Source organism: Nonomuraea sp. NPDC048882 (assembly GCF_040649755.1).
GTDB lineage: Bacteria > Actinomycetota > Actinomycetes > Streptosporangiales > Streptosporangiaceae > Nonomuraea > Nonomuraea maheshkhaliensis.
Map to the genome: position 1 here is coordinate 435835 of NZ_JBEZGB010000004.1, position 21645 is coordinate 457479.

The 21645-nt window shown below is 70.5% G+C and carries 20 protein-coding genes and 1 pseudogene; 13 read left to right on the top strand and 8 right to left on the bottom strand.

Annotated elements, in window-relative coordinates; translation table 11 throughout:
• The first annotated feature begins 34 nt into the window (after positions 1-34).
• The 3 genes from AB0C27_RS16315 to AB0C27_RS16325 are packed head-to-tail and all read left to right on the top strand — an operon-like array spanning position 35 to position 3970.
• The gene (locus AB0C27_RS16315) at positions 35-982 is read left to right on the top strand and encodes an MBL fold metallo-hydrolase (RefSeq protein WP_357844067.1); all 948 of its coding nucleotides are present in this window, start codon (positions 35-37) and stop codon (positions 980-982) included.
• Positions 979-2517 (top strand): FAD-dependent monooxygenase, encoded by a 1539-nt coding sequence (locus AB0C27_RS16320; RefSeq protein WP_357844070.1) that lies wholly within the window; start codon positions 979-981, stop codon positions 2515-2517. Before AB0C27_RS16315 ends, AB0C27_RS16320 begins: the two co-directional genes overlap by 4 nt.
• Positions 2518-2536: 19 nt before the next feature.
• Positions 2537-3970 (top strand): trehalose-6-phosphate synthase, encoded by a 1434-nt coding sequence (locus AB0C27_RS16325; protein ID WP_357844073.1) that lies wholly within the window; start codon positions 2537-2539, stop codon positions 3968-3970.
• Here the strand turns inward: AB0C27_RS16325 and AB0C27_RS16330 are convergent.
• A complete protein-coding gene (locus tag AB0C27_RS16330; RefSeq protein WP_346101217.1) occupies positions 3903-4187 on the bottom strand; it encodes a DUF4235 domain-containing protein in 285 nt (94 codons plus the stop codon). The two genes, AB0C27_RS16325 and AB0C27_RS16330, sit on opposite strands and share 68 nt — an antisense overlap.
• 78 nt (positions 4188-4265) lie before the next feature.
• Between AB0C27_RS16330 and valS the strand changes: the two genes are divergently transcribed.
• Positions 4266-6791 carry a valine--tRNA ligase gene (gene valS / locus AB0C27_RS16335; protein WP_357844076.1) on the top strand — a complete coding sequence of 842 codons (2526 nt, stop codon included), beginning with the start codon at positions 4266-4268 and terminating at the stop codon, positions 6789-6791.
• Positions 6792-6836: 45 nt separating this feature from the next.
• On the opposite strand, the gene AB0C27_RS16340 is transcribed toward valS, so the two are convergent.
• The 3 genes and pseudogenes from AB0C27_RS16340 to AB0C27_RS16350 all read right to left on the bottom strand — a co-directional run.
• Complete coding sequence (locus tag AB0C27_RS16340; RefSeq protein WP_357844079.1) at positions 6837-7352, bottom strand: winged helix-turn-helix domain-containing protein; 516 nt, start codon at positions 7350-7352, stop codon at positions 6837-6839.
• 75 nt (positions 7353-7427) lie between these two features.
• Positions 7428-9299: a DUF6351 family protein gene (locus tag AB0C27_RS16345; RefSeq protein WP_357844082.1), complete on the bottom strand. Its 1872-nt coding sequence runs from the start codon at positions 9297-9299 to the stop codon at positions 7428-7430.
• A 17-nt stretch (positions 9300-9316) separates the two neighbouring features.
• Positions 9317-9574, bottom strand: a pseudogene (locus AB0C27_RS16350) (DUF6351 family protein); the annotation flags it as partial.
• 292 nt (positions 9575-9866) lie between these two features.
• Between AB0C27_RS16350 and AB0C27_RS16355 the strand changes: the two are divergent.
• From AB0C27_RS16355 to AB0C27_RS16380, 6 genes are all read left to right on the top strand, one after another.
• Entirely contained in the window at positions 9867-11189 is a 1323-nt protein-coding gene (locus AB0C27_RS16355) for an AI-2E family transporter (RefSeq protein ID WP_357844086.1), read from the top strand.
• Between the two features lie 40 nt (positions 11190-11229).
• Positions 11230-11784 carry a PaaI family thioesterase gene (locus AB0C27_RS16360; RefSeq protein WP_357844089.1) on the top strand — a complete coding sequence of 185 codons (555 nt, stop codon included), beginning with the start codon at positions 11230-11232 and terminating at the stop codon, positions 11782-11784.
• Positions 11781-12221: a dUTP diphosphatase gene (gene dut, locus AB0C27_RS16365; protein WP_357844092.1), complete on the top strand. Its 441-nt coding sequence runs from the start codon at positions 11781-11783 to the stop codon at positions 12219-12221. The genes AB0C27_RS16360 and dut overlap by 4 nt, the downstream gene beginning before the upstream one ends.
• Before the next feature lie 259 nt (positions 12222-12480).
• Positions 12481-13119, top strand: a complete 639-nt coding sequence (locus AB0C27_RS16370; protein ID WP_357844095.1) for a DUF3710 domain-containing protein — start codon at positions 12481-12483, stop codon at positions 13117-13119.
• A 28-nt stretch (positions 13120-13147) separates the two neighbouring features.
• Positions 13148-13534, top strand: coding sequence for an OB-fold nucleic acid binding domain-containing protein (locus tag AB0C27_RS16375; RefSeq protein WP_043614113.1), 387 nt, complete (start codon positions 13148-13150; stop codon positions 13532-13534).
• Between the two features lie 4 nt (positions 13535-13538).
• Complete coding sequence (locus tag AB0C27_RS16380) at positions 13539-14210, top strand: DUF3159 domain-containing protein (RefSeq protein WP_357844098.1); 672 nt, start codon at positions 13539-13541, stop codon at positions 14208-14210.
• Between the two features lie 60 nt (positions 14211-14270).
• Here AB0C27_RS16380 and AB0C27_RS16385 read toward each other — a convergent pair whose 3' ends face one another.
• On the bottom strand, positions 14271-16016 hold the full coding sequence (locus tag AB0C27_RS16385; protein ID WP_357844101.1) for an HAD hydrolase family protein: 1746 nt from the start codon (positions 16014-16016) through the stop codon (positions 14271-14273).
• A gap of 108 nt (positions 16017-16124) precedes the next feature.
• Between AB0C27_RS16385 and aroA the strand changes: the two genes are divergently transcribed.
• Entirely contained in the window at positions 16125-17366 is a 1242-nt protein-coding gene (aroA, locus tag AB0C27_RS16390) for a 3-phosphoshikimate 1-carboxyvinyltransferase (protein WP_357844104.1), read from the top strand.
• A 462-nt stretch (positions 17367-17828) separates the two neighbouring features.
• On the opposite strand, the gene AB0C27_RS16395 is transcribed toward aroA, so the two are convergent.
• Positions 17829-18113: a hypothetical protein gene (locus AB0C27_RS16395; protein WP_357844107.1), complete on the bottom strand. Its 285-nt coding sequence runs from the start codon at positions 18111-18113 to the stop codon at positions 17829-17831.
• Between the two features lie 385 nt (positions 18114-18498).
• On the opposite strand from AB0C27_RS16395, the gene AB0C27_RS16400 reads away from it, so the two are divergent.
• Both AB0C27_RS16400 and AB0C27_RS16405 read left to right on the top strand, forming a co-directional pair.
• A complete protein-coding gene (locus tag AB0C27_RS16400; RefSeq protein WP_357844110.1) occupies positions 18499-19164 on the top strand; it encodes a hypothetical protein in 666 nt (221 codons plus the stop codon).
• A 123-nt stretch (positions 19165-19287) separates the two neighbouring features.
• Entirely contained in the window at positions 19288-20181 is an 894-nt protein-coding gene (locus AB0C27_RS16405) for an alpha/beta hydrolase (protein WP_357844113.1), read from the top strand.
• A 139-nt stretch (positions 20182-20320) separates the two neighbouring features.
• Here the strand turns inward: AB0C27_RS16405 and AB0C27_RS16410 are convergent, their stop codons facing one another.
• Both AB0C27_RS16410 and AB0C27_RS16415 read right to left on the bottom strand, forming a co-directional pair.
• Complete coding sequence (locus AB0C27_RS16410; protein WP_346101203.1) at positions 20321-20980, bottom strand: TrkA family potassium uptake protein; 660 nt, start codon at positions 20978-20980, stop codon at positions 20321-20323.
• A complete protein-coding gene (locus AB0C27_RS16415; RefSeq protein WP_357844117.1) occupies positions 20980-21645 on the bottom strand; it encodes a TrkA family potassium uptake protein in 666 nt (221 codons plus the stop codon). The genes AB0C27_RS16410 and AB0C27_RS16415 overlap by 1 nt, the downstream gene beginning before the upstream one ends.

The window sequence follows — 21645 nt, forward strand, 5'->3', positions numbered from 1 at the left end:
GTGGCCGCGTCACGCCCGAGCGGGAGGAGAAGCGATGGCCAAGCCGTTCGCCTCGTCGGCGGACCTCGGCGAGAAGAGGCAGTCCCTGGAGGTGCTCGCCCCAGGCGTGTACGCGCTCACGGCCGAGGGCGACCCCAACGTGGGCGCGATCGAGGGCGAGGACTTCCTCGTCTGCTTCGAGGCGCTGGCCACACCGGTGGCCGCCCGCGCCTGGCTGGCCAGGCTGCGCGAGCACACCGGCAAACCGGTCAGATACCTGGTGCTGTCGCATTATCACGCGGTCAGGGTGCTCGGCGCCTCGGCGTTCGACGCCGACGTGATCGTGACGCACGAGAAGACCCGCGAGCTGATCGCCGAGCGCGGCGAGCAGGACTGGGCCAGCGAGTACGCCAGGATGCCCCGCCTGTTCAAGGAACCGGAGTCGATCCCCGGCCTGACCTGGCCCACGGTCACGTTCAGCGACCGCTTCACCATCGACCTCGGCGGCGGGCGCGGCGACCTGGTGCTGCAGTACTGCGGGCGCGGCCACACCGAGGGCGACCTGGTGGCCTGGCTGCCGCAGCAGCGGATCATGTTCGCCGGCGATCTGGTCGAGTCGCAGGCCGCCCTCTACACCGGCGACGCCTTCCACCGCGACTGGGCCTCCTCGACGCTCGACCGGGTGGCCTCGTTCGGCGCCGAGACGCTGGTCGGCGGCAGGGGCGCGGTGGCGAGGGGCGAGGAGGGCGTGGCGGCGGCCATCGGGCAGACGCGCGACTTCCTCACCGTGATGCTGCACGAGAGCCGCGCCTCCGGGTCGCTGAAGGAGGCGTTCGAGCGCACCCACCGGGCGCTGGAGCCCCGATACGGCGAGTGGCCGATCTTCGAGCACTGCCTGCCGTTCAACGTCTCCCGGCTGTGGGACGAACTGCACGGCGTCGAGCGGCCGCGGATCTGGACCGCGGAGCGCGACCGGCAGGTGTGGGACGAGCTGCAGACATGAACGACGCGGCACAGGTCATCGTCGTCGGCGCGGGCCCGGTCGGGCAGAGTGCCGCGCTGCTGCTGGCCCGCTGGGGTGTCCAGGTGCTGGTGCTCGACCAGCGGCCGGGGCGGGCGCGCGGCGGCTCGAAGTCCATCTGCCAGCAGCGCGACGTGCTCGACATCTGGGCCGCCGCCGGGGCGGGCAAGGTGGCCGAGGAAGGGCTGGCCTGGACCACGGCCCGCACCTACTACCGCGACCGCGAGCTGTTCTCCTGGACGTTCGAGCGCGAGGGGCCGCTGCCGGCCTGCGTCAACATCTCCCAGACCCGCACCGAGCAGATCCTCGACGAGGCCATCGCCGCCCAGCCGCTCATCGAGGTGCGCTGGGACCACGAGGTCACCGGCCTGACCCAGGACTCCTCAGGCGTCACCGTGCGCTGCGGGCAGCGGGTGCTGCGCGCCCCCTACGTGCTGGCCTGCGCCGGAGCCAGGGCGCAGGCACTGAGGAGCGCGCTCGGGGTCGCCTTCACCGGGGAGACCTACGAGGACCAGTTCCTCATCTGCGACATCAAGGCCGAGCTGCCGGGCTGGGAGAACGAGCGGCGCTTCTACTTCGACCCGATCTGGAACCCCGGCAGGCAGGTGCTTATCCATCCGTGCCCCGGCGGTACGTACCGGATCGACTGGCAGATCGCGCCGGACTTCATCCCGGCCGACGCCGACATCGCGCGCAAGATCCGGCAGATCGTCGGGGACCGCCCGTACGAGCTGCTGTGGCACAGCACCTACCGCTTCCACTCGCGCGTCGCCTCCCGGATGCGCGTCGGCCGGGTGCTCCTGGCGGGCGACTGCGCCCACCTGGTGGCGCCGTTCGGCGCGCGGGGGCTCAACTCCGGCGTGCCCGACGCCGAGAACGCGGCCTGGAAGCTGGCGTTCGTGCTCAACGGGTGGGCGGGGGAGGAACTGCTGGAGTCGTACCACGTGGAGCGGCACGCGGCGGCGCTGGAGAACCTGGAGGTGACGACCGCCACGATGCGCTTCCTCGCGCCGGCCAGTGTGGAGGAGCGCATGCGGCGGCGGGCCGCGCTGGAGGGCGGGCGGGTGGCCGAGATCGACTCCGGCCGCTTCGCCGAGCCCTTCTGGTACACGGACTCGCCGCTCACCACGCCGGAGCCGTCGCGGCCCTTCCTGGGCCGCCCGCCGAAGGGCGCGCTGTGCCCGCCCGCGCCGGGCGTGATCCTGCCCGACGTCCTGGTGCCCGGGGGGAGGTTGCGGCAGTTCACACGGGATGGATTTCTCGTGCTATTGGGTGATATGTGCGATTCGAGTTTGTTTGTGCAGGTCCTGGGCAAGGTCATGAGGGCGCCGCTCGCCGTACGCGGGCTCGCGGAGATGGATGGGACAGGCTCGCTCGCTGAGAGGCTCGGCGCGGGGCCCGATGAGGCATGGCTCATCAGGCCCGACTCCCATATCGCCGCGATCATCCCCCATGCGGGGCCTGAGTCGGTGGCGGCCGCCATGAGCCGCGCGATCGGCGGCTCTCCTGACATGTGACCCCCAAGAGGAGGACTGCGTGAGTGGCCGTAGCTCGTTTCTGATCGTGGCGAACCGGTTGCCAGTCGACCGGACGCTCGCGCCTGACGGAACGGCCTCGTGGCGCAGGAGCCCCGGAGGACTCGTCACCGCGATAGCCCCGGTGATGCAGCGCCGTCACGGAGCCTGGGCCGGCTGGCACGGAGCGCCCGACGAGAAGCTCGAACCGTTCGAGCAGAACGGCATGAGCCTCATCCCGGTGCCGCTGTCGGCCAGTGAGGTCGAGCTCTACTACGAGGGGTTCTCCAACGCCACCCTGTGGCCGCTCTACCACGACGTGGTGGCCACGCCGGTGTTCGACAGGAAGATGTGGGACACCTACCGGATGGTCAACCAGCGCTTCGCCGAGGCCGCCGCGGAGGCGGCCGACGAGGGCGCGGTCGTGTGGGTGCAGGACTACCAGCTCCAGCTCGTGCCCGCCATGCTCCGCAGGCTCAGGCCCGACCTGCGGATCGGGTTCTTCCTGCACATCCCGTTCCCGCCGACGGAGCTGTTCTGGCGGCTGCCGTGGCGCAAGGAGCTGGTCGAAGGGCTGCTCGGCGCCGACCTCGTCGGCTTCCAGCTGCCCGGCGGCGCCTCCAACTTCCGCCGGCTGTGCCGACGGCTGCTCGGGCTGCCGTACAAGGGGAACGAGATCTTCCTCGACGACCGGATCGTCACCACGCAGGCGTTCCCGATCTCCGTGGACTTCGCGCAGCTCGACTCCCTCGTGCGCGAGCCGCACATCGTGGCGCGGGCCAAGGAGATCAGGATGGAGCTCGGCGACCCCGAGCACGTGCTGCTCGGCGTGGACCGGCTCGACTACACCAAGGGCATCGGGCAGCGGCTGGAGGCGTTCGGCGAGCTGCTCAACGACGGGCGGCTGCGTCCGGGCGAGGCCGTCTTCGTGCAGATCGCCACGCCCAGCAGGGAGCGGGTGGATGAATACCGGCGGCTGCGCGACGACATCGAGCTGCAGGTGGGCCGGATCAACGGCGAGCACGCCCAGCTCGGCTACCAGCCGGTGTGGTACTTCCACCAGTCCTACGACCACGAGGAACTGGCCGCGCTCTACCTCGCCGCCGACGTCATGGTCGTCACGCCGCTGCGCGACGGGATGAACCTGGTGGCCAAGGAGTACGTCTCCTGCCACCACGACCTGCACGGCGGGCTGGTGCTGAGCGAGTTCACCGGGGCCGCCGACGAGCTGCGGCAGGCCTACCTGGTCAATCCGTACGACGTGGAGGACGTCAAGCGGCAGATGCTGACGGCGATGGGGGCCACGCCGCACGAGCTGGCCCGGCGCATGCGCACGATGCGCCGCCGGGTCGCCACCTACGACGTGGACCGCTGGGCGAGCGAGTTTCTCACTGCTCTGGAGTCACCTGCCGCAGAGCCTTCCACGCGTCGTAGCGCTTCTTGGCGGTCCGGTTGACCACGATCTGCGCCACCGACATGCCCACGCCCATGACGACGGCGTAACCGATCGCCTCGCCCATGCTGACCTCGGGCGATTCCGTGTCGATGGGCGGCTCCTTGCCGGTCGCCTTCTTCCAGGCGAACGCGAGGATCTTCCGCGCCCCCCAAGCGGTCACCAGCCCCACCAGGCCGCCCACGACACGCCAGGCGATATCGGGCTTGTCCTCCGCCATGTCGATCTCCCTTCCCCTTTGTAACGAACACTAGTCTGTACCGCTTGCCGCGCTCGCGAAGCCGTACCATAAGGAGGCATGACTCAACAGCGACTACGCAGTCCCGCCATGCCCCAGAAGCCGACTCTCGACGGCCTGGAGCAGGTATGGGTAGCTCGCTGGGAAGAAGAGGGCACCTACCGCTTCGACCGGTCCAGGCCGCGCGAGCAGGTCTACTCCATCGACACGCCGCCGCCGACGGTCTCCGGTTCGCTGCACGTCGGTCACGTCTTCTCCTTCACCCACACCGACATCATGGCCCGCTACCAGCGGATGATCGGCAAAGCCGTCTTCTACCCCATCGGCTGGGACGACAACGGCCTGCCCACCGAGCGCCGTGTGCAAAACGTCTACGGCGTGCGCTGCGATCCCTCGCTGCCCTACGACCCCGGCTTCACCCCGCCGGAGAAACCCGGCAAGCGAGACATCTCCATCTCGCGGCGCAACTTCGTCGAGCTGTGCCAGCAGCTGACCGCCATCGACGAGCAGGCCTTCGAGGAGGTCTGGCGGCGGGTCGGGCTGTCGGTCGACTGGTCGCTGCTCTACACCACGATCAGCGACGAGTCGCGGGCGGTCTCCCAGCGCGCGTTCCTGCGCAACCTGCTGCGCGGCGAGGCCTACCTCGCCGAGGCGCCGACCCTCTGGGACGTCAGCTTCCGCACCGCCGTGGCCCAGGCCGAGCTGGAGGACCGCGAGTGGCCCGGCGCCTTCCACAAGATCTCCTTCTACGGTGAGAAGAGCCCGGTCTTCATCGAGACCACCAGGCCCGAGCTCGTCCCCGCCTGCGTGGCGCTGGTCGCCCATCCCGACGACGAGCGCTACCAGGAGCTGTTCGGCACCTCGGTGCTGACGCCGCTGTTCGGGGTCGAGGTGCCGGTGCTGGCCCACCGCCTGGCCGAGCCCGACAAGGGCACCGGCATCGCGATGATCTGCACGTTCGGCGACATCACCGACGTCACCTGGTGGCGTGAGCTGCACCTGCCGACCCGGCCGGTCATCGGCTGGGACGGGCGGCTGCTGCCCGAGCCGCCCGACGGCGTGGAGGCGGAGCCGTACAAGGAGCTGGCCGGCAAGACCGTCCACAGCGCCCGCGAACGCATCGTGGAGCTGCTGCGCGAGTCCGGTGACCTCGAAGGTGAGCCCCGGCCGGTGCAGCGCACGGTGAAATTTTACGAAAAGGGCGACAAGCCGCTTGAGATCGTCACCACCCGCCAGTGGTACATCCGCAACGGCGGGCGGGACGAGGAGCTGCGCAGGCGGCTGCTGGAGCGCGGGCGCGAGCTGACCTGGCACCCGCCGCACATGCGGGTCCGCTACGACAACTGGGTCGAAGGGCTCACCGGCGACTGGCTCATCTCCCGCCAGCGCTTCTTCGGCGTGCCGTTCCCGGTGTGGTATCCGATCGACGAGTCGGGGCAGCCCGTCCACGACGCGCCGATCCTGCCCACCGAGGACATGCTGCCCGTCGAGCCGTCCTCCGACGTGCCCCCCGGCTACACCGAGGAGCAGCGCGGCGTGCCCGGCGGCTTCATGGCCGACCCCGACGTCATGGACACCTGGGCCACCTCGTCGCTGACCCCCCAGATCGCCGGCCGCTGGGGCAGCGACGACGACCTGTTCGGGCGGGTCTTCCCGGCCGACCTGCGGCCGCAGGCCCACGAGATCATCCGCACCTGGCTGTTCTCGACCGTGGTCAGGGCCCACTACGAGTTCGGGACGCTGCCGTGGAGCGACGTGGCCATCTCGGGGTGGATCCTCGACCCCGACCGCAAGAAGATGTCCAAGTCCAAGGGCAACGTGGTCACCCCGATCGACCTGCTGGAGCAGCACGGCTCCGACGCCGTGCGCTACTGGGCGGCCAACGGTCGCTACGGCGTCGACACCACCTTCGACACCGGGCAGCTCAAGGTCGGGCGGCGGCTGGCCATCAAGATCCTCAACGCGTCGAAGTTCGTGCTCGGGCTGGCCACCGAGGACACGGATGGCTCCGGCGCCGGCGAGGTCACCGAGGCGCTCGACCGGTCGATGCTGGCGGCGCTGGCCGACGTCGTCAAGGAGGCGACGGAGGCGTTCGAGGGCTACGACCACACCCGGGCGATCGAGGCGGTCGAACGTTTCTTCTGGGCGTTCTGCGACGACTACCTGGAACTGGTCAAGGCGCGGGCGTACGAGTCAGGCCCTGCCTCCGCCTCGGCTCACGCGGCGCTGCGGCAGGCCCTCGACGTGCTGCTGCGGCTGTTCGCGCCGTTCCTGCCGTTCGTGACGGAAGAGGTGTGGTCGTGGTGGCGCGACGGCTCCGTCCACCACGCCTCCTGGCCGGTCGCCGAACGCGGCACGGGCGACCCGGCGGTGCTGAGCGTGGCCTCCGAGGTGCTCGGGCAGGTGCGCAAGGCCAAGTCGGAGGCCAAGCAGTCGATGCGGGCCGAGGTCTCGCGGCTGACCGTGTGGGCGCCGGAGGCGGAGCTGGTGCGGCAGGCGCAGGACGATCTGTGCGCGGCGGGGAACGTCGAGGAGTTCGTCCTGGAGCAGGGTGAGGCGTTCAAGGTCGAGGTCCACCTGGACTGACCGGTGCGGCCGGGCCGATCGCCTCCGATCGGCCCGGCTCGCGCGTCAGAGCTCTTCTGCGCGATGTAAGGCCAGGAACAGCGTGTACGCCTGCCCGTCCGGCGCCGGGACGCGGGCGCGGAAGTCGTCCAGCACCTCGCGCAGCCGCCGGCGTAACTCGGTGTGCCCCTCGGGGGTGAGCCTGAGCGCCAGCCGGTCGACGTCGCCCTCCTCGACGTGCTCCGACAGCCTCGCCTCCGCCACGAAGGCGTCCAGGAGCTCGGTGTTCGCGCCCGTGACGCCGCCCTCGCGGACGTCCATCTCCCACGACTTGCCGGTGGCCCGGTAGGGGATCTCGGTGGAGCCGCGCGGGCCCGGGCGGCTCGGCCCGGCCACCAGGAAGCCGGTCTCGACCAGCTTGCGTACGTGGTGCAGGGTCGTGGCCGGGTTGGCGTCCAGCAGGCCGGCGATCTCCTTGTTCGTGAGTGCTCGGTCGAGGCAGAGCCGCAGGATGCGCAACCGTATGGAGGAGGCCAGCGCGCGGGCCTCTGCCTCGGTGGCGGGGCGGCGGTGGGTGCCCATGGCAGGTCACCCTATAACCGGTCGGCTCCTGCCGATCAGTGGCGAACGAGACTCCGCCGGCCTGCCGCGCTGTGTCTAGTAGTCGCACACCCCCGTCGGGAACATCTGCTTCAGGCGGGCCCGCTGGTCCGCCGTGGGCCGCCAGGAGCCGTACAGGCCGCGGGCGACGGCACGGTCGACCGGCTGCAGGCGGCACTTGTAGACGCCGCCCTCGATCGGGCCGCCCGCCACGATCCGCGTGGTCGAGTAGAGGGGGAAGCGCCGGGTGCAGGCGCCGGGGGAGCGGCGGTCGAGCACGCCGTCCCAGACGTGCGAGCCGGCCGCGATCTGGGTGCCGTCGGTGGCGAAGCAGCGGTCCACGGCCTGGGCCGGCTTGTTGCCTAGTACCCCGCGGCGCGGATGTTTCCTGATGTTGGCCATCCACTCGTCGATCACCCGCAGCGCCTCGGGCGTCTGGTCGAACGCCGGCCCGTCAGGGCGGGCGTCGGTGAACCAGATGATCTGGTTGCCCGCCCGGCCGTCGTGGTCCAGCATGCGCTTCCTGGAGGCGAACGACTGGTGCGCGTTGTGCATGTCGAGCCGGTCCTCCAGATAGTGGCGCCAGTCGATCACCGGAAGGTCGATGTCGCCGCGGAACACCAGGCCGCTGCGCTCCACGTTCCTGATCGCCACGGGGTCGCCGGTGCGCCTCGGGGCCGGGTCGCCGAGGTTCATGTTGCGGGCGCTCCACGGGTCGAGGTCGGCCGGGCAGGCGGAGCGGACGAACGGGCAACCCTCCTGCACCATGTCGGCTGACTCCTTCCACGAGCCCGCCGCGGCGTTGACGTCCAGGAACTCCTCCGGCGTGACGACGCCGTCCACGAGCGCCTTCAGCCCGTACTGGACGCCCACGTTGTCCCAGGTCGAGCGGGCGTAGCCGGTGGCGTCCACGCCGTAGACGTGCTTGAGGTCGTCCCAGTGGGTCCAGTGCACGGTGTCCTTGACGCCCGGCGGGTCCATCCGCTGCCACTCGGGGTCGTCGTTCGAGGTCCACAGCGGGTTCATGGACAGCGGGGTCAGGCCGCGCCAGCCGTTGACGCACTCGTCGGAGCCGGGCCGGCCGGTGTACGGGTTGGCCACGGTGTCGCTGGCGTTCATGCCGATCAGGGCCGTCCTGTCGTCCCACCTCGCCCAGCGTGGATCGCGGTCCATGTAGCGTTCGAGCAGCTCGCAGTCACCCACGTGGATGGTCTGGGTGACCATGTCCGGATAGGAGTACTGTGGGACGGCGGCGTCGATCACCCGCGTGCCGTGGTTCTGGGCGTACACGTACTGCTGGATCGCGCCGCCCGAGGCGCCGACGCCCACCGTGTAGAGCGGCGGGCCGTGCCGCTCGATGAAGCGCTCCTTGACCATCAGGGCCGTCTCGCCGCCCAGGATCAGGTTGTAGTGGGTGGAGGTACGGGTGCCGGACGAGTGCAGCACCGCGTACCCCTTGCCCAGCCCGTACGGGTCGAGGGCGGAGCCGCCCAGTGTGCCCTGGTCGTGGCCGATCGCGACGCCGCCGTCGAAGCGGTACATCGCCCGGCCGTTCCAGCCGTCCTCCAGCATCGCGATCGAGTAGATGAAGCGGTTGACGACGCCCCGCTCCCGCCTGACCACGAAGTCCACCGTCCGGCCGTCCAGCAGCGTGGTCGTCGCCAGGTCGGCGGGGCGTCCGTCCGGCATCGGCTTGTACGTGCCGTCCGTCGAGCGGTAGAGGCGGTCCTCCACCACGGGCGCGAAGCAGTCCCTGCTCCAGCCGCCGCTGACGCGCATGCCCTGGCCGTCCTGGTTGTCCACGACCGGCGGCCCCAGCCCGCTTCGTTCCGTCTTGCATAAGAACGGGTACTGGTGCGGGCCCGAGAAGACCGGCCCCTGGATCGGATGGTTGTGCACCCGCAGGCTGCGCAGGTGCGGCCAGGCCACCGCGGGATCGTGTTGTCGCCGTCGCGCAGGCCCGTCACCAGGCCCGTCAGCCCGTCGCCCGTCTGCTTGAAGACCGAGGTGACGTCCTCGCCGTTCCGCAGCACCTTGAGTTTCGCGCCGCGAGTCTGGCGGACCCTGATCAGGGCGTCGCCGCCGGTGACCTGGTCGGCGGCACTGGAGAGCACGTCCAGCGCCGGCTCGGCGCCGGAGGCGTACGCGGGGGCGGGGGCGGCGAGGAGGGACGCCAGCACGGTGAGGACCACCACAGCCTTCATGGGCACGACGGTGTCACGCACCCCACCCCTTGCCCAGACCCGATCTCACCCGGACAAACCGATTTATGTGAACGGGAGCCGCGGGCGGACCGGCCGGGACCGAACCGCAGTCCCGCGTGGACCAGTCGGGACCGAACCGCCCGGACCGGAAGTCCCGCGCGGACCGGGAGTCCCTGGGCGGACCGGGAGTCCCTGGGCGGACCTGGCGGAACCGGGCCGCCCTGTTACGCTGTGAGCTGCCCGGCCCGTTATCCGCGCGCATCCGGCCCCCGGACATGCCAGTCTTGAACACGTGCTGCCCGACCCACCGACCAAGCTCGTGCCACCCGTCCTGGCCAGGACGGCCGCGTGGTGCGCATGCCTGATCCTCATCGGCGTGGTCGTCAACTACTTCGTCCAGGCCATCGCCGCCCTGTCCTTCGTGGCCCTGCCCGTGGCCATCGCGCTCCTGCTCACGGCCCTGCTGTTCCCGCTGACCAGAAGCCTGCGCGACACGGGCATGCGCCCCATCTACGCCACCTGGATCACCATGCTGGTGGCCCTGGCCGTGCTCACCGGCACGGGGTGGCTGGTCGGGGCGCGGGCCAGCGAAGAGTTCCCCAACCTGGTCAGACAGGTCCAGCAGACCGCGAGGACCGTGCAGGAGTGGCTGATCACCGGCCCGCTGCACCTCCGGGAAGCGCAGATCACCGACTACGTCGACGAGATCGCGGCCCTGGTCAACGCGCAGCGCACGGCCATCACCGGCACCGTGCTGTCCGCCGGCGCCGTGGCCGTCGAGGTGCTGGCGTCGATCGTGTTGCTCCTGTTCGTGACGTTCTTCCTGCTCAAGGACGGCGACCGGATCTGGTCGTGGTTCCTGCGGGCCTTCGGCGGGGTCGCGCCGCGCGTCGACAGGGCGGGCCGGGCCGCGTGGGCCACGCTCTCCCACTACGTCCAGGGCACCGTGGCGGTCGCCGCCGTGCACGGTGTGATCATGGGCATCGTGCTGGCCGGCATGGGGGTGCCGCTGTGGGCGCCGCTGGCCGTGCTGATCTTCTTCGCCAGCTTCATCCCCATCGTCGGCATCTTCTTCGCCGGCACGGTCGCGACCTTGGTCACGCTGGGCGCCAAGGGGCTCGTCTACGCGCTGATCTTCCTCGGCATCCTCGTCGTCGAGCAGCAGCTGGAAAACCACGTGCTGCAGCCGCTGATCGTCGGGCGGGCGCTCAACTTCCATCCGCTGGCGATCATCCTGGTGCTGGCCGTGGGCGGCATCCTGGCCGGCATCGCGGGCGCCGCCGTGGCCGTCCCGGTGGCGGCGGTGATCTACCGGGCGCTGCCCGAGCTGAGACACAAACCCCGCGCCCTGCTACCAGGCCCCGACGACCACCCACCAGGCGGCCCCCCGCCTCCCGTTCCTCCCGACGACGGCCCGAGACCCTACGACGACGGCCCAGGGGCACACGACGCCGGCCCGGGACAACATGGCGACGGCCCGGGGGCACACGACGCCGGCCCGGGGCCGCACGGCGGGGAACGCCCATGGCGCGACGACCACCGCCCGCCGCAGGGCGACGACGGCCCATCACGGGAGGAAGATCCACCGGCCCGCGACGCCGACAGGGCCTCGTAGTGGACGGACGGTGAGGCGACACGGAGTAACCTCGTCACCCGTGACGCGTTCCTCCCTCACCACCCCGCCGCCGGGCGCGAATCTGCCCGAGGCGCAGTCCGGCGCGCCGTCGCCGGGCAGCACTCTGGTCTCCCACTACGACCAGTGCTTCGCCTGCGGCCCCGCGCACCCCACGGGGCTGCACCTGACGGCGCGGACCCCCGACGGCGCCACCGTCGAGGCGGAGTTCACCGTGGGCGAGGCGCACCAGGGCGCGCCCCGGCTGGCGCACGGCGGGGTGCTGGCCACCGCCATGGACGAAGTCATCGGAATGTCCGTCTACCTGCTGCACAAGCCCTATGTGACGGGACGGCTGGAGACCGACTACCTCCTCCCTGTTCCCGTGGGCACGACACTCCACCTGCGCGCCTGGTGCAACGGCATCGCGGGCAGAAAGGCGTACCTTGAGGCTGAGGGGCGCATCGGCGCTCCAGACGGACCGGTCGCCGTCCGCGCGGCAGCGCTGTTCATCGAGGTGAACATGGAACACTTCGCCAAGCACGCCGACCTGGCCGCCACCGCCGCCGACCATCAGGACTACGAGGTGAACCCTTGAGCGACGTAGAGGTCCTCATCCAGCGGCTCGATCCCGGGCTGCCGCCGCCGTCGTACGCCCATCCGGGAGACGCCGGCGCCGACCTCTGCTCGGCCGAGGACGTGGAGCTGATGCCGGGTGAGCGGGCCGTCGTCGGCACCGGGGTGGCGATCGCCCTGCCCGAGGGGTATGCCGCGTTCGTCCACCCGCGTTCCGGGCTGGCGGCACGACACGGCGTCACGCTGGTCAACGCCCCCGGCACGGTCGACGCCGGATACCGGGGCGAGATCAAGGTGACCGTGATCAACACCGACGCCAAGGAGCCGTTCAGCCTGCGGCGTGGGGACCGGGTGGCCCAGCTCGTGATCCAGCGGGTGGCACACGCGGCCTTCACCGAGACCGAGCGCCTGCCGCCGTCCGCGCGCGGCACGGGCGGCTTCGGCTCGACGGGACGCTGAGCCGAGGTGCCACGTCCGCTCCGGGTTCCGGGTTCGGCGGACACAGGCAGGGGAAGTGGTCGTACGCGCTTGAGGCCGAGGAATCGGCTGTACGGACATCAGAGAGAGAACGGCGGCCGTACGGACATCAGGCCGAGTGACTGGTCATAGGGACATCAGACCGGGAAGCCGGTTGTACGGAACATCAGGCCGGGGACGCCGGCCGTACGGACAGAGGGCCGGGGAGCAGCCGGTCCGATGAGCAGGGAGAGTGAGGAACGTGTTCCGACGTCGTCGTCGTGAGCAGCCGGAGCAGGTGGGCGAGCAGGAGTCGGCCGCCCCCACGCGCGAGTCCGGCCCGTGGGACGCCGACGAGCCCCACCCGGAGACCGACAGGATCGACCTGGGCGGCCTCCGGCTGCCGCACAACGCGGACTTCGACGTGCGACTGGCCTCCGTGGGAGACCAGCACGTCGGCGTGGTCGTCCTGTACGAGGACAGCTCGCTGCAGCTGCAGGCCCTGGCCGCGCCGCGCAGCTCGGGCCTGTGGGACGAGATCAAGACGAAGATCCTGGCCCAGGCCAAGCACCTGGAGGAGCGGGAAGGGCCGTTCGGCAGCGAACTGGCCGGCGAGATGCGGACCGACGGCGAGACCCGGCCGGCCCGCTATCTCGGCATCGACGGCCCGCGCTGGTTCCTGCTGGCGGTGATCTCCGGCAAGGCGGCGGCCGACGAGAGCGTCGCCGAGGCGTACATCGACTTCATCAAGGACGTCGTGGTCGTGCGCGGGGACGAGCCGATGGCGCGTGAGGAGGCGATCCCGCTGCGCCGGCCCAACGAGCAGCCGGGCGGCGAGGGGGACGAGCGGCCGGCGCTCAACCCGTTCAAACGAGGACCTGAAATCAGCGAGATTCGCTGAGGGCTGATATCACATAGGCTGAACCATCATGAGTACGGCAGAGCCCCCGAAACGCGGGGGATTGCGTGGGTTCTTCAGTCGGCTGGCCACCAGCCAGTCCGAGATCGAGGCCCAGGAGCTGCGGGAGGACGCCGACGAGGTCGGCGCGACCCCGATCGTCTCGTGTGGCGGGCGCCGCCGCTTCTGCGTGGCGGGTACGCTACGTACGGTGACATTGCGCCCGAGGGGCGGCGCCCCGGCTCTGGAGGCCGAGCTCTACGACGGGTCCGACGTGATCGACCTGGTCTGGCTCGGCCGCCGCAAGATCGCCGGCATCGAGCCCGGCCGCACGGTCAAGGCCGAGGGCCTGGTCAGCATGCAGGACGGGCGCAAGGTGATGTTCAATCCGCGTTACGAGCTGCGCCCAGGGAGTTGATCAGGTGAGTGCTGAGGCTGAAGAGGTCGCCCACGACACCGTCGAGGCGGCGGTGCGAGCCCAGCTCGCCAAGGCCTTCGGCGGGGTGCGCGGCATCATCGAGGCGGCGGTCCCGACGATCGCCTTCACGTTGTCGTGGATCCTGTCCGAAGATCTGAAGCTGTCGCTCATCATCAGCATCACGCTGTCGGTGCTGCTGCTGCTCGTACGGATCATCCAGCGGTCCACGCCGCAGTTCGTGATCAACAGCCTGATCGGCATCGCGATCGGGGCATTTTTCGCGAGCCGTACGGGTGACGCGAAAGACTACTTCCTGCCCGGCATCCTGTGGAATGCCACGTACATGGTCGGCATGCTCATCTCGATCGTCGCCCGGTGGCCGGTCGTGGGGTTCCTGATCGGCTCGGTCACCGGTGACCCGACCGCCTGGCACAAGGACCAGGGCATCGTGCGGCTGTGCACGCGGCTGACCTGGCTGCTCATGCTGCCCTGCGCGGTGCGGGTGGCGGTGCAGGGGCCGGTCTACCTCTTCGGCGGCGGTGACGAGGCGGTGGCGGCGCTCGGGTTCGCCAAGATCGTCATGGGCTGGCCGCTCCAGGTGGCCGCGCTGGGCGCCATGCTCTGGGTGCTCGGCCGGGGCCGCACCCCGATCAAGCCTCCGGTCGCACCCGCCTGACACCATGCTCATGCTGCCTCTGCGGTCGCCGGCCGTTGTCCGACCGCCGGCGGCTGTGGATCAGCGGTCCTGGTGGTCGGGGTCGAAAGCTGTGGGTTCGGCCGGGAGGGTGTAGCGCGCGCCGATGAGGTCGGCGACGCGGCGGCGGCTTTCGCGCGGCTCCAGGCCGTCCGCCTCACGTTCCACCGCCGCCACCTCCTCCGCCAGCTCGGCGTCCCCCAGGCTCTCGCGGATCCACGCCGAGCAGTCGCGGCGCCGCAGATGATGCAGCCAGGTGTCGTCGTCCACCCCTTCGGCGAGTTCGACGAACGTGTGCAGGTTCCTGGCCCGCAGCCGCAGCCGGTTCTCGGGCCCGGTGAAGTAGAAGCTCTTGTCCTTGGCCATGGTGCCCGCCGCGTACTTGCGCCGGTGCCGGGTCCGCTCGGCGCGGGCGGGCGCGAGCGTGAGCCGCCGCGCGTGCCCGTCGGCGTCGTGCCAGAACGCGATGTCGCCCGCCTGCTCGTCCTCCGGTGACGGGGGCAGCGAGGGGACGTCGCGGCCGCGGGCCGTGGCGAACGCGGCCAGGGTGTTCCGCGGCTCCTTGCCCACCGCGACCGTACTGGTCACCAGCCGGAGCGCGTCGGGGCTCAGCGCGTCGGGATGCACGGTGATCATCAGCAGCGCGCCGAGGTCGCCGGGATGCCGCAGCGGTACGTCGCGTACCTCGGCGGGCATCAGGTGGTGCGCCTCGTCGAGCACCAGCCAGTGCGGATGCCCCAGCTTGGCCCGCAGCCCGGTCAGGCGCGGGAGCAGCTCGGCGAAGTACACCGGCCGGTCGCGCAGCTGCTGCCCGATCAGGTTGACGACGACGCTGTGACCGGGCTGCTCCAGCACGTGCAGCACCTCGTCCACACCGGGCACCCGGTCCGGGTCGCCGAGCACCGTGACGCCCGGATGCTCGGCATAGTCGCCCTCCGGGTCCACGATGACGCACTGGTAGCCGTCGCCGACGAGCCGTTCGAGCAGCGCCGTGGTGACCGTGGACTTGCCGCTCCCGGACGGCCCCGCCACCAGCAGCCCCATCCCGTACGTGGGCAGCCGCACCTCCTCGCCGTCCGCGTGCCCGAGCAGGACGTGGTGGCGCGGGAGCTCCATGGCGTCCAGGTCGCCGGCCAGCAGCCGGCCGGCCAGGTGGGCGACCCCGTGCCCGTCGGGTTCGTCGAGGGCGAGGTCGCAGGCGTCCTTGAGGGCGGGCAGGGCGTTGGCGACCGCGGCCCCGCACTCGGCGGCGGTCAGGAACGCGTGGTCGTTCTCGCCGTCGCCGACCGCGACCACGCTGTGCCGCGACACCGACAGCCGGTCGAGGGCGGCGATCAGGCCGCTGGCCTTGTTCACGCCCGGAGGCAGCACCATGACGGCGCCCTTGTTGTAGACGACCTGCAGCTCCAGGCCCAGCTCGCGGATCGCCCCCAGGACCTGGACGTCGTACGGCTCGCGGGTGGCGACCAGCACCTCACCGACCCCGAGCGGGTGCACGCCCTGCTCGCGCAGCCGGTCGGCCAGCTCGGCCGGCGGGGGAGCGGCCAGGACGTCGCGGGTGCGCTGGCGCGGGTCGTACAGCAGGCCGCCGTTCTCGGCCACGATCAGGTCGAACAGGGCGGGGTGCGGGAAGACGTTCAGCAGGTCGTCGAGCTGACGGCCGGTGACGAGCAGCAGCTTGAACCCGGCGCGGGACAGCCGTTCGAGCGCCTTGATCGTCTCCTCCGCGACCTGGCCGCCCTTCGCCAGGGTCTCGTCGTAGTCGCAGGCCAGCACGTTGTAGCGCATGATCCTGCCCCTACCCGGAGGAATCCGGGCATTCGGTCGTGGGGGTGAATGCGAGGCGAACTTTAACCGGCGGCAGCCCAGGAACGAGCGGGTCCTAGGCTTCTTGCCATGACCCTCATGCACGTTCCCGGCTCGAAGTCCGTCACCGCCCGTGCCCTGTTCCTCGCCGCCGCCGCGAGCGGCACGACCGTGCTGCGCCGGCCGCTGGTCTCCGACGACACGGAAGGTTTCGCGGAGGGCTTGATCGCGCTCGGCTACCGCGTGGAGCGCGGGCCGGAGGCGTGGACGATCGAGGGACGCCCGGAGGGGCCGCCGGTGGCGGAGGGGGACGTGTTCTGCCGCGACGGCGCCACCACCGCGCGCTTCCTGCCCGCGCTCGTCGCGGCCGGCCGCGGCGTCTTCCGTTTCGACGCCTCCGCCCAGATGCGCCGGCGCCCCCTCGGGCCGCTCACGCGGGCGCTGCGCGAGCTCGGGGTGGACCTGACGCACGAGGGCGAGGAGGGGCACCATCCGCTGACCGTGCGGGCCGACGGGATCAAGGGCGGCCGGATCACGCTGGACGCCGGGCTGTCGTCGCAGTTCCTGACCGCGCTGCTGCTCGTCGGGCCGCTCACCGCCGAGGGGCTGGAGATCACGGTGACCGATCTGGTGTCGGCACCGTACGTGGAGATCACCCTGGCCATGATGCGCAGCTTCGGGGTCGAGGTGCGGCGGGAGGGCGAGACGTTCCGCGTGCCCGCGCGGCCGTACACCGCCGTGTCCGGCTACGCGATCGAGCCGGACGCCTCCACCGCGAGCTACCCGCTCGCCGCCGCCGCGCTCACCGGCAACAGCGTCACCATCCAGGGGCTGGGCTCCGGCGCGATGCAGGGCGACGTACGCTTCGCCGAGGTCCTGCGGCAGATGGGCGCGGACGTCGACCTGTCGCACGACGCGGTGACGGTCACCGGTACGGGCACGTTGCGGGGAGTGACGGTCAACATGCGCGACATCTCCGACACCGTCCCGACGCTGGCCGCCATCGCCCCGTTCGCCGACGGCCCCGTACGAATCGAGGACGTGCACAACATCAGGGTCAAGGAGTGCGACCGGCTGGAGGCGTGCGCCGAGAACCTGCGCCGCCTCGGCATCGAGGTGAGCACGGGCCGCGACTGGATCGAGATCCAGTCCGGCACGCCTCGGCCGGCCGAGATCGCCTGCCACGGCGACCACCGCATCGCGATGTCGTTCGCCGTGGCGGGACTGCGCACCCCGGGGATCACCCTGGACGACCCGGGGTGCGTGAAGAAGACCTTCCCCGGCTTCCACGAGGCCCTGGCGGGGCTGCGGGCTGAGTGGGGCCTGCGGTAGCGAGCTCCGGTCGGAGTGGGACTGCGGTGAGGAGTCTCGAACTGAGTGGAGCTGTGGTGAAGCCCCCGGCTGGAGTGGGGGTTGTGGTGAAAGGTCCCGAGCTGAGCGGGGGTCGCGGTAAGGCCCCTCGGGCGGCGGGCGGAGTGCGGCGGGCGGCGGTAAAGAGCTCTGGGGCTGGGCGTTGCCGTCCTGAGCCGGTCGCACGGGTAGGACGGCTGGTGAACGGTCACTTCAGCTCAGATCGAGGCACCACCATGTTGAGAAGCGCCTTCGCCGCCTTCGCCATGACCGCCGCCGCCCTCCTGCTGGCCGCGGTCCCCGCGATCGTCGGCGACAGCCGCAGGGGCCTGCGGGTCTGACCTGACCGGACGCCGGGTCGGCGTGCTGGGCCACGGCGCCTCGTCCTCGCGTCGGTCGGCGGGCCGGTGCTTTCCAGTTCCTTCCCCTGATCCCCTTGCCTGGTCATTGTTCGTCGTCCTGGACGAGGGTGCTCCACATCTTCAGTGCTTCGGCCGTCTTGACCCAGTTGGTCTCCGTGACCACGACCTCCTTGCCCCTCCGGTCGGTCCGGCGGATGTGCATCAGGCCGCCCGCGGCGCACAGCTCGTACACCACCGGCTCCGCCTCGCATGTGTGGGCCTTGACCCGCACCGAGGGATGCCTGGCCGTGACGGGATACCAGACGATCTTCTCGGAGCCCCGCTCCGGCGGTTCGGCGTGTAGTCCGTGGTACTCCTCAATGGCCAAGCCGACCTCCAAGGTCGTTCGTGCTGCGGGCACGGAGATGCCGCAGGGCGTGGCGGGACGGCGGTCGGCAGGGGGGAGGGGCACCCGGCTGTGGGCACCGCTCCGCCGACCGCTGGGAAGCGGGGATGCGGTGAAGTGATGAGTGATTCGTGGTCGATCAGCGACGCAGCGTCACATGGGAATACTAGACGTTGTCGATTGCACACGTCTACTAGTTGTATCTGCTTGTATAAACGGTAGACACGACAGAGAGGACGCGGGTCGGGCCGTGAATACTTCGCTCGCAGTACAAAATCAATGCATCTGCTGCGTGATGCCGTCATATACCCCTACGGGGCATGCTGGAGGTCCGTCCGGACGTCCGGTTGAAGGGGTTGAACGCGCGATGCTGCTCATCGAGGTTTTCGTGCCCAGGAACGCGCTGAGCGAGGACGAACGCCAGGCGCTGGGCCGCGGGCTCATCGACAGGCTGATGGTCGAGGACGACAGCCACGCCATCGAGATCATCGACGCCCAGCGCACGATCACGCAGGTGCTCCTGCACGAGCCGGCCACGTGGGTGCTCGGCGAGCGGCCGGCGGCGGACCCAGCGGACCCGCCGCGCTACGTGGTCCGCGTGACCGTTCCCGCGTCGTGGCGCAAGGACATGTGCGAGCACGTCGTGCGCGTCGTCACCGAGGCCCTCGGTGAGACCGAACGGGCCGCGGGGCGCGACCCGGACCGGGTGCGGCGCCAACCGCACGCGATCATCCTCACGGAGGGCGTCACCGAGGGCGGCATCGGGATCTACGGCCGGTCCATGAGCAGCCTGGACCTCACGGAGCTGGTCTCACGCCCCTACCGTGACGGCGCCGCGCTGCGTGCCCCCGTGCCGGAGCAGCCGCCCGGCAGGGTGATCGACCCGATCTGCGGCATGGGCGTCGAGCTCGGCGACTCCGCCCTGACGCTCGTCCACGAGGGCACCGTGTACGGGTTCTGCCACGGCCTGTGCCGCCGGGTCTTCGCGAACGAGCACGGCCTGTCGCTCGGCAAGGACGACCCGCACGCCTGAGGCCGGGCTCCATGACGGCGGGGCGGTCATACCCACGGCATAAACAGATACTTTATCCGTTTATGCTACGGTGAAACGGATGACTCATCCACTTATGGCTGAGTCCGGTACGAGGAGACACCGATGCCTTTCACCACAGACGCCGTCCCACACCTGCCCGCCGGATTCGGCGAGATCTTCACCAGCCGCACTGTCGACGTCAAAGGCGTCGAACTGCATGCCGTGGTCGGCGGGTCCGGCCCGGCGTTGCTGTTGCTGCCGGCGTGGCCGCAGTTCTGGTACGGCTGGCGGCTGGTGATGCCCGCTCTCGCCGAGCACTTCACGGTCGTGGCCGCCGACATGCGCGGCATGGGTGCCAGCAGCAAGCCCGCCAGCGGGTACGACGCGGTCACGCTGGCCGATGACATGGCCGGCCTGATGACCTCCTTGGGCCACGACCGTTTTCACGTCGCGGGCTACGACATGGGGATGATGGTCGGCTACGTGCTCGCCGCCCGCCATCGCGACCGGGTGAGCAAGCTGGTGCTGGCCGAAGCCGTCCTCGCCGGCTTCACCCCGATGCCCCCGCTGCTCATGCCTCCCGAGGTCAACGAGCTGGCCTGGCACTTCGTCTTCAACCGCCTGGCCGAGATCAACGAGCGCATGGTGTCGGGCCGCGAGGAGATCTACTTCGGTTACCAGTTCGCCACCAAGGCCGCGTCTCCCGAGGCCATCCCACAAGCTGCGGTCGACGTCTACGTCGATGCCCTGCGCGACCCCGCCGCCTTGCGCGCGAGCTTCGAGTTCTACCGCGCGGGAGAGTCCGGGGACCAGGTGGTCGCGCTGGCCGCCGAGGGGCCGCTGGACATTCCGGTTCTGGCCATCGGGGGCGAACACGGCATGGGCGATGGCGTCGAGCAGGCGGTGCGGCAGGTCGCCTCGAACACCACCGGCGCTATCGCACCGGGTGCGGCGCATTTCCTGCCTGAGGAAGCGCCCGAATGGATGACCCGCACCTTGATCGACTTCTTCGCCTGAACCCCGAACCCTGAACCGGCATCGCCACGTTCGGCTCCCCCAGCGGGGGGGGAGCCGGGCTCGCTCAGCGCTCCGAAAGTCAGTGCTGCGAAAGTCAGTGCTGCGAAAGTCAGTGCTGCGAAAGTCAGTGCTGCGAAAGTCAGTGCTGCGAGAGGAGGTGGGCCAGCTCCTGCTCCACCTCCTGGTTGGCGACGAAGAGCAGTTCGTCCCCCGCCTCCAGCGGATCGTCCGCCGTCGGGACCAGCACCCGGCCCTCCCGCAGGATGGCCACGAGCGCCGAGTCCACCGGCCAGGGCACCGAGCCCGCCCGCTGCCCCACCACCGGCGCGTCGTCCGCCAGGGTCAGTTCCACCAGGTTCGCCTGGCCCTGGCGGAAGGTCATCAGCCGGACCAGGTCGCCGACGCTCACCGCCTCCTCGACCAGCGCGCTCAGCAGGCGCGGCGTGGAGACGGCGACGTCGACGCCCCACGACTCGTTGAACAGCCACTCGTTGTTGGGGTGGTTGATCCTGGCGACCACGCGCGGCACGCCGTATTCGGTCTTGGCCAGCAGGGAGACGACCAGGTTGACCTTGTCGTCGCCGGAGGAGGCGACGACGACGTGGCAGTTGTTCAGGCCGGCCTCGTCGAGCGAGGCGATCTCGCAGGCGTCGGCCAGCAGCCACTCGGCGCGCGGCACACTGTCGATCTTGATGGCTCGGGGGTCGACGTCGATGAGCAGGACCTGGTGGCCGTTCTCCAGGAGCTCGGCCGCGATGGAGCGGCCCACGGCGCCTGCTCCGGCGATGGCGACGCGCATCAGTGGTCCTCTTCCGGTGCCGCGGCGAGCACCTTGTTGATCCGATCCATGTCGCTCTCTGCGGCGATGACGTGCAGCACGTCGCCCTCCTGCACCACGGTGTCGTCCGCGATGGTCACGGCCTCGCCGATACGGTTGATGAAGGCGACGCGCGCCCTGGCGGCGGCTTCGAGGTCGTGGACGCGGGTGCCGATCCAGGACGGGTGGACGGTGACCTCGGCGAGCACGACGGTGCCGGAGGGGTCGCGCCAGAGCGGTTCGGCGCCCTCGGGCAGGATGCGGCGCATGATCTGGTCGGCGGTCCAGCGCACGGTGGCCACGGTGGGGATGCCCAGCCGCTGGTAGACCTCGGCCCTGCGGGGGTCGTAGATGCGGGCCACCACGTTGTCGACGCCGAACGTCTCGCGGGCCACCCGGGCGGAGATGATGTTGGAGTTGTCTCCGCTGGAGACCGCGACGTAGGCGGTGGCGGACTCGATGCCGGCCTCGGTGAGCACGTCGCGATCGAAGCCCACGCCGGTCACCCGCCGACCCCGGAAGCCGGCGCGCAGGCGGCGGAACGCCTGCGGGTCACGGTCGATGATGGCGACGGAATGTCCGCTGTCTTCGAGGATGTGGGCGAGGGTCGATCCGACCCGGCCACACCCCATGATCACTATATGCAT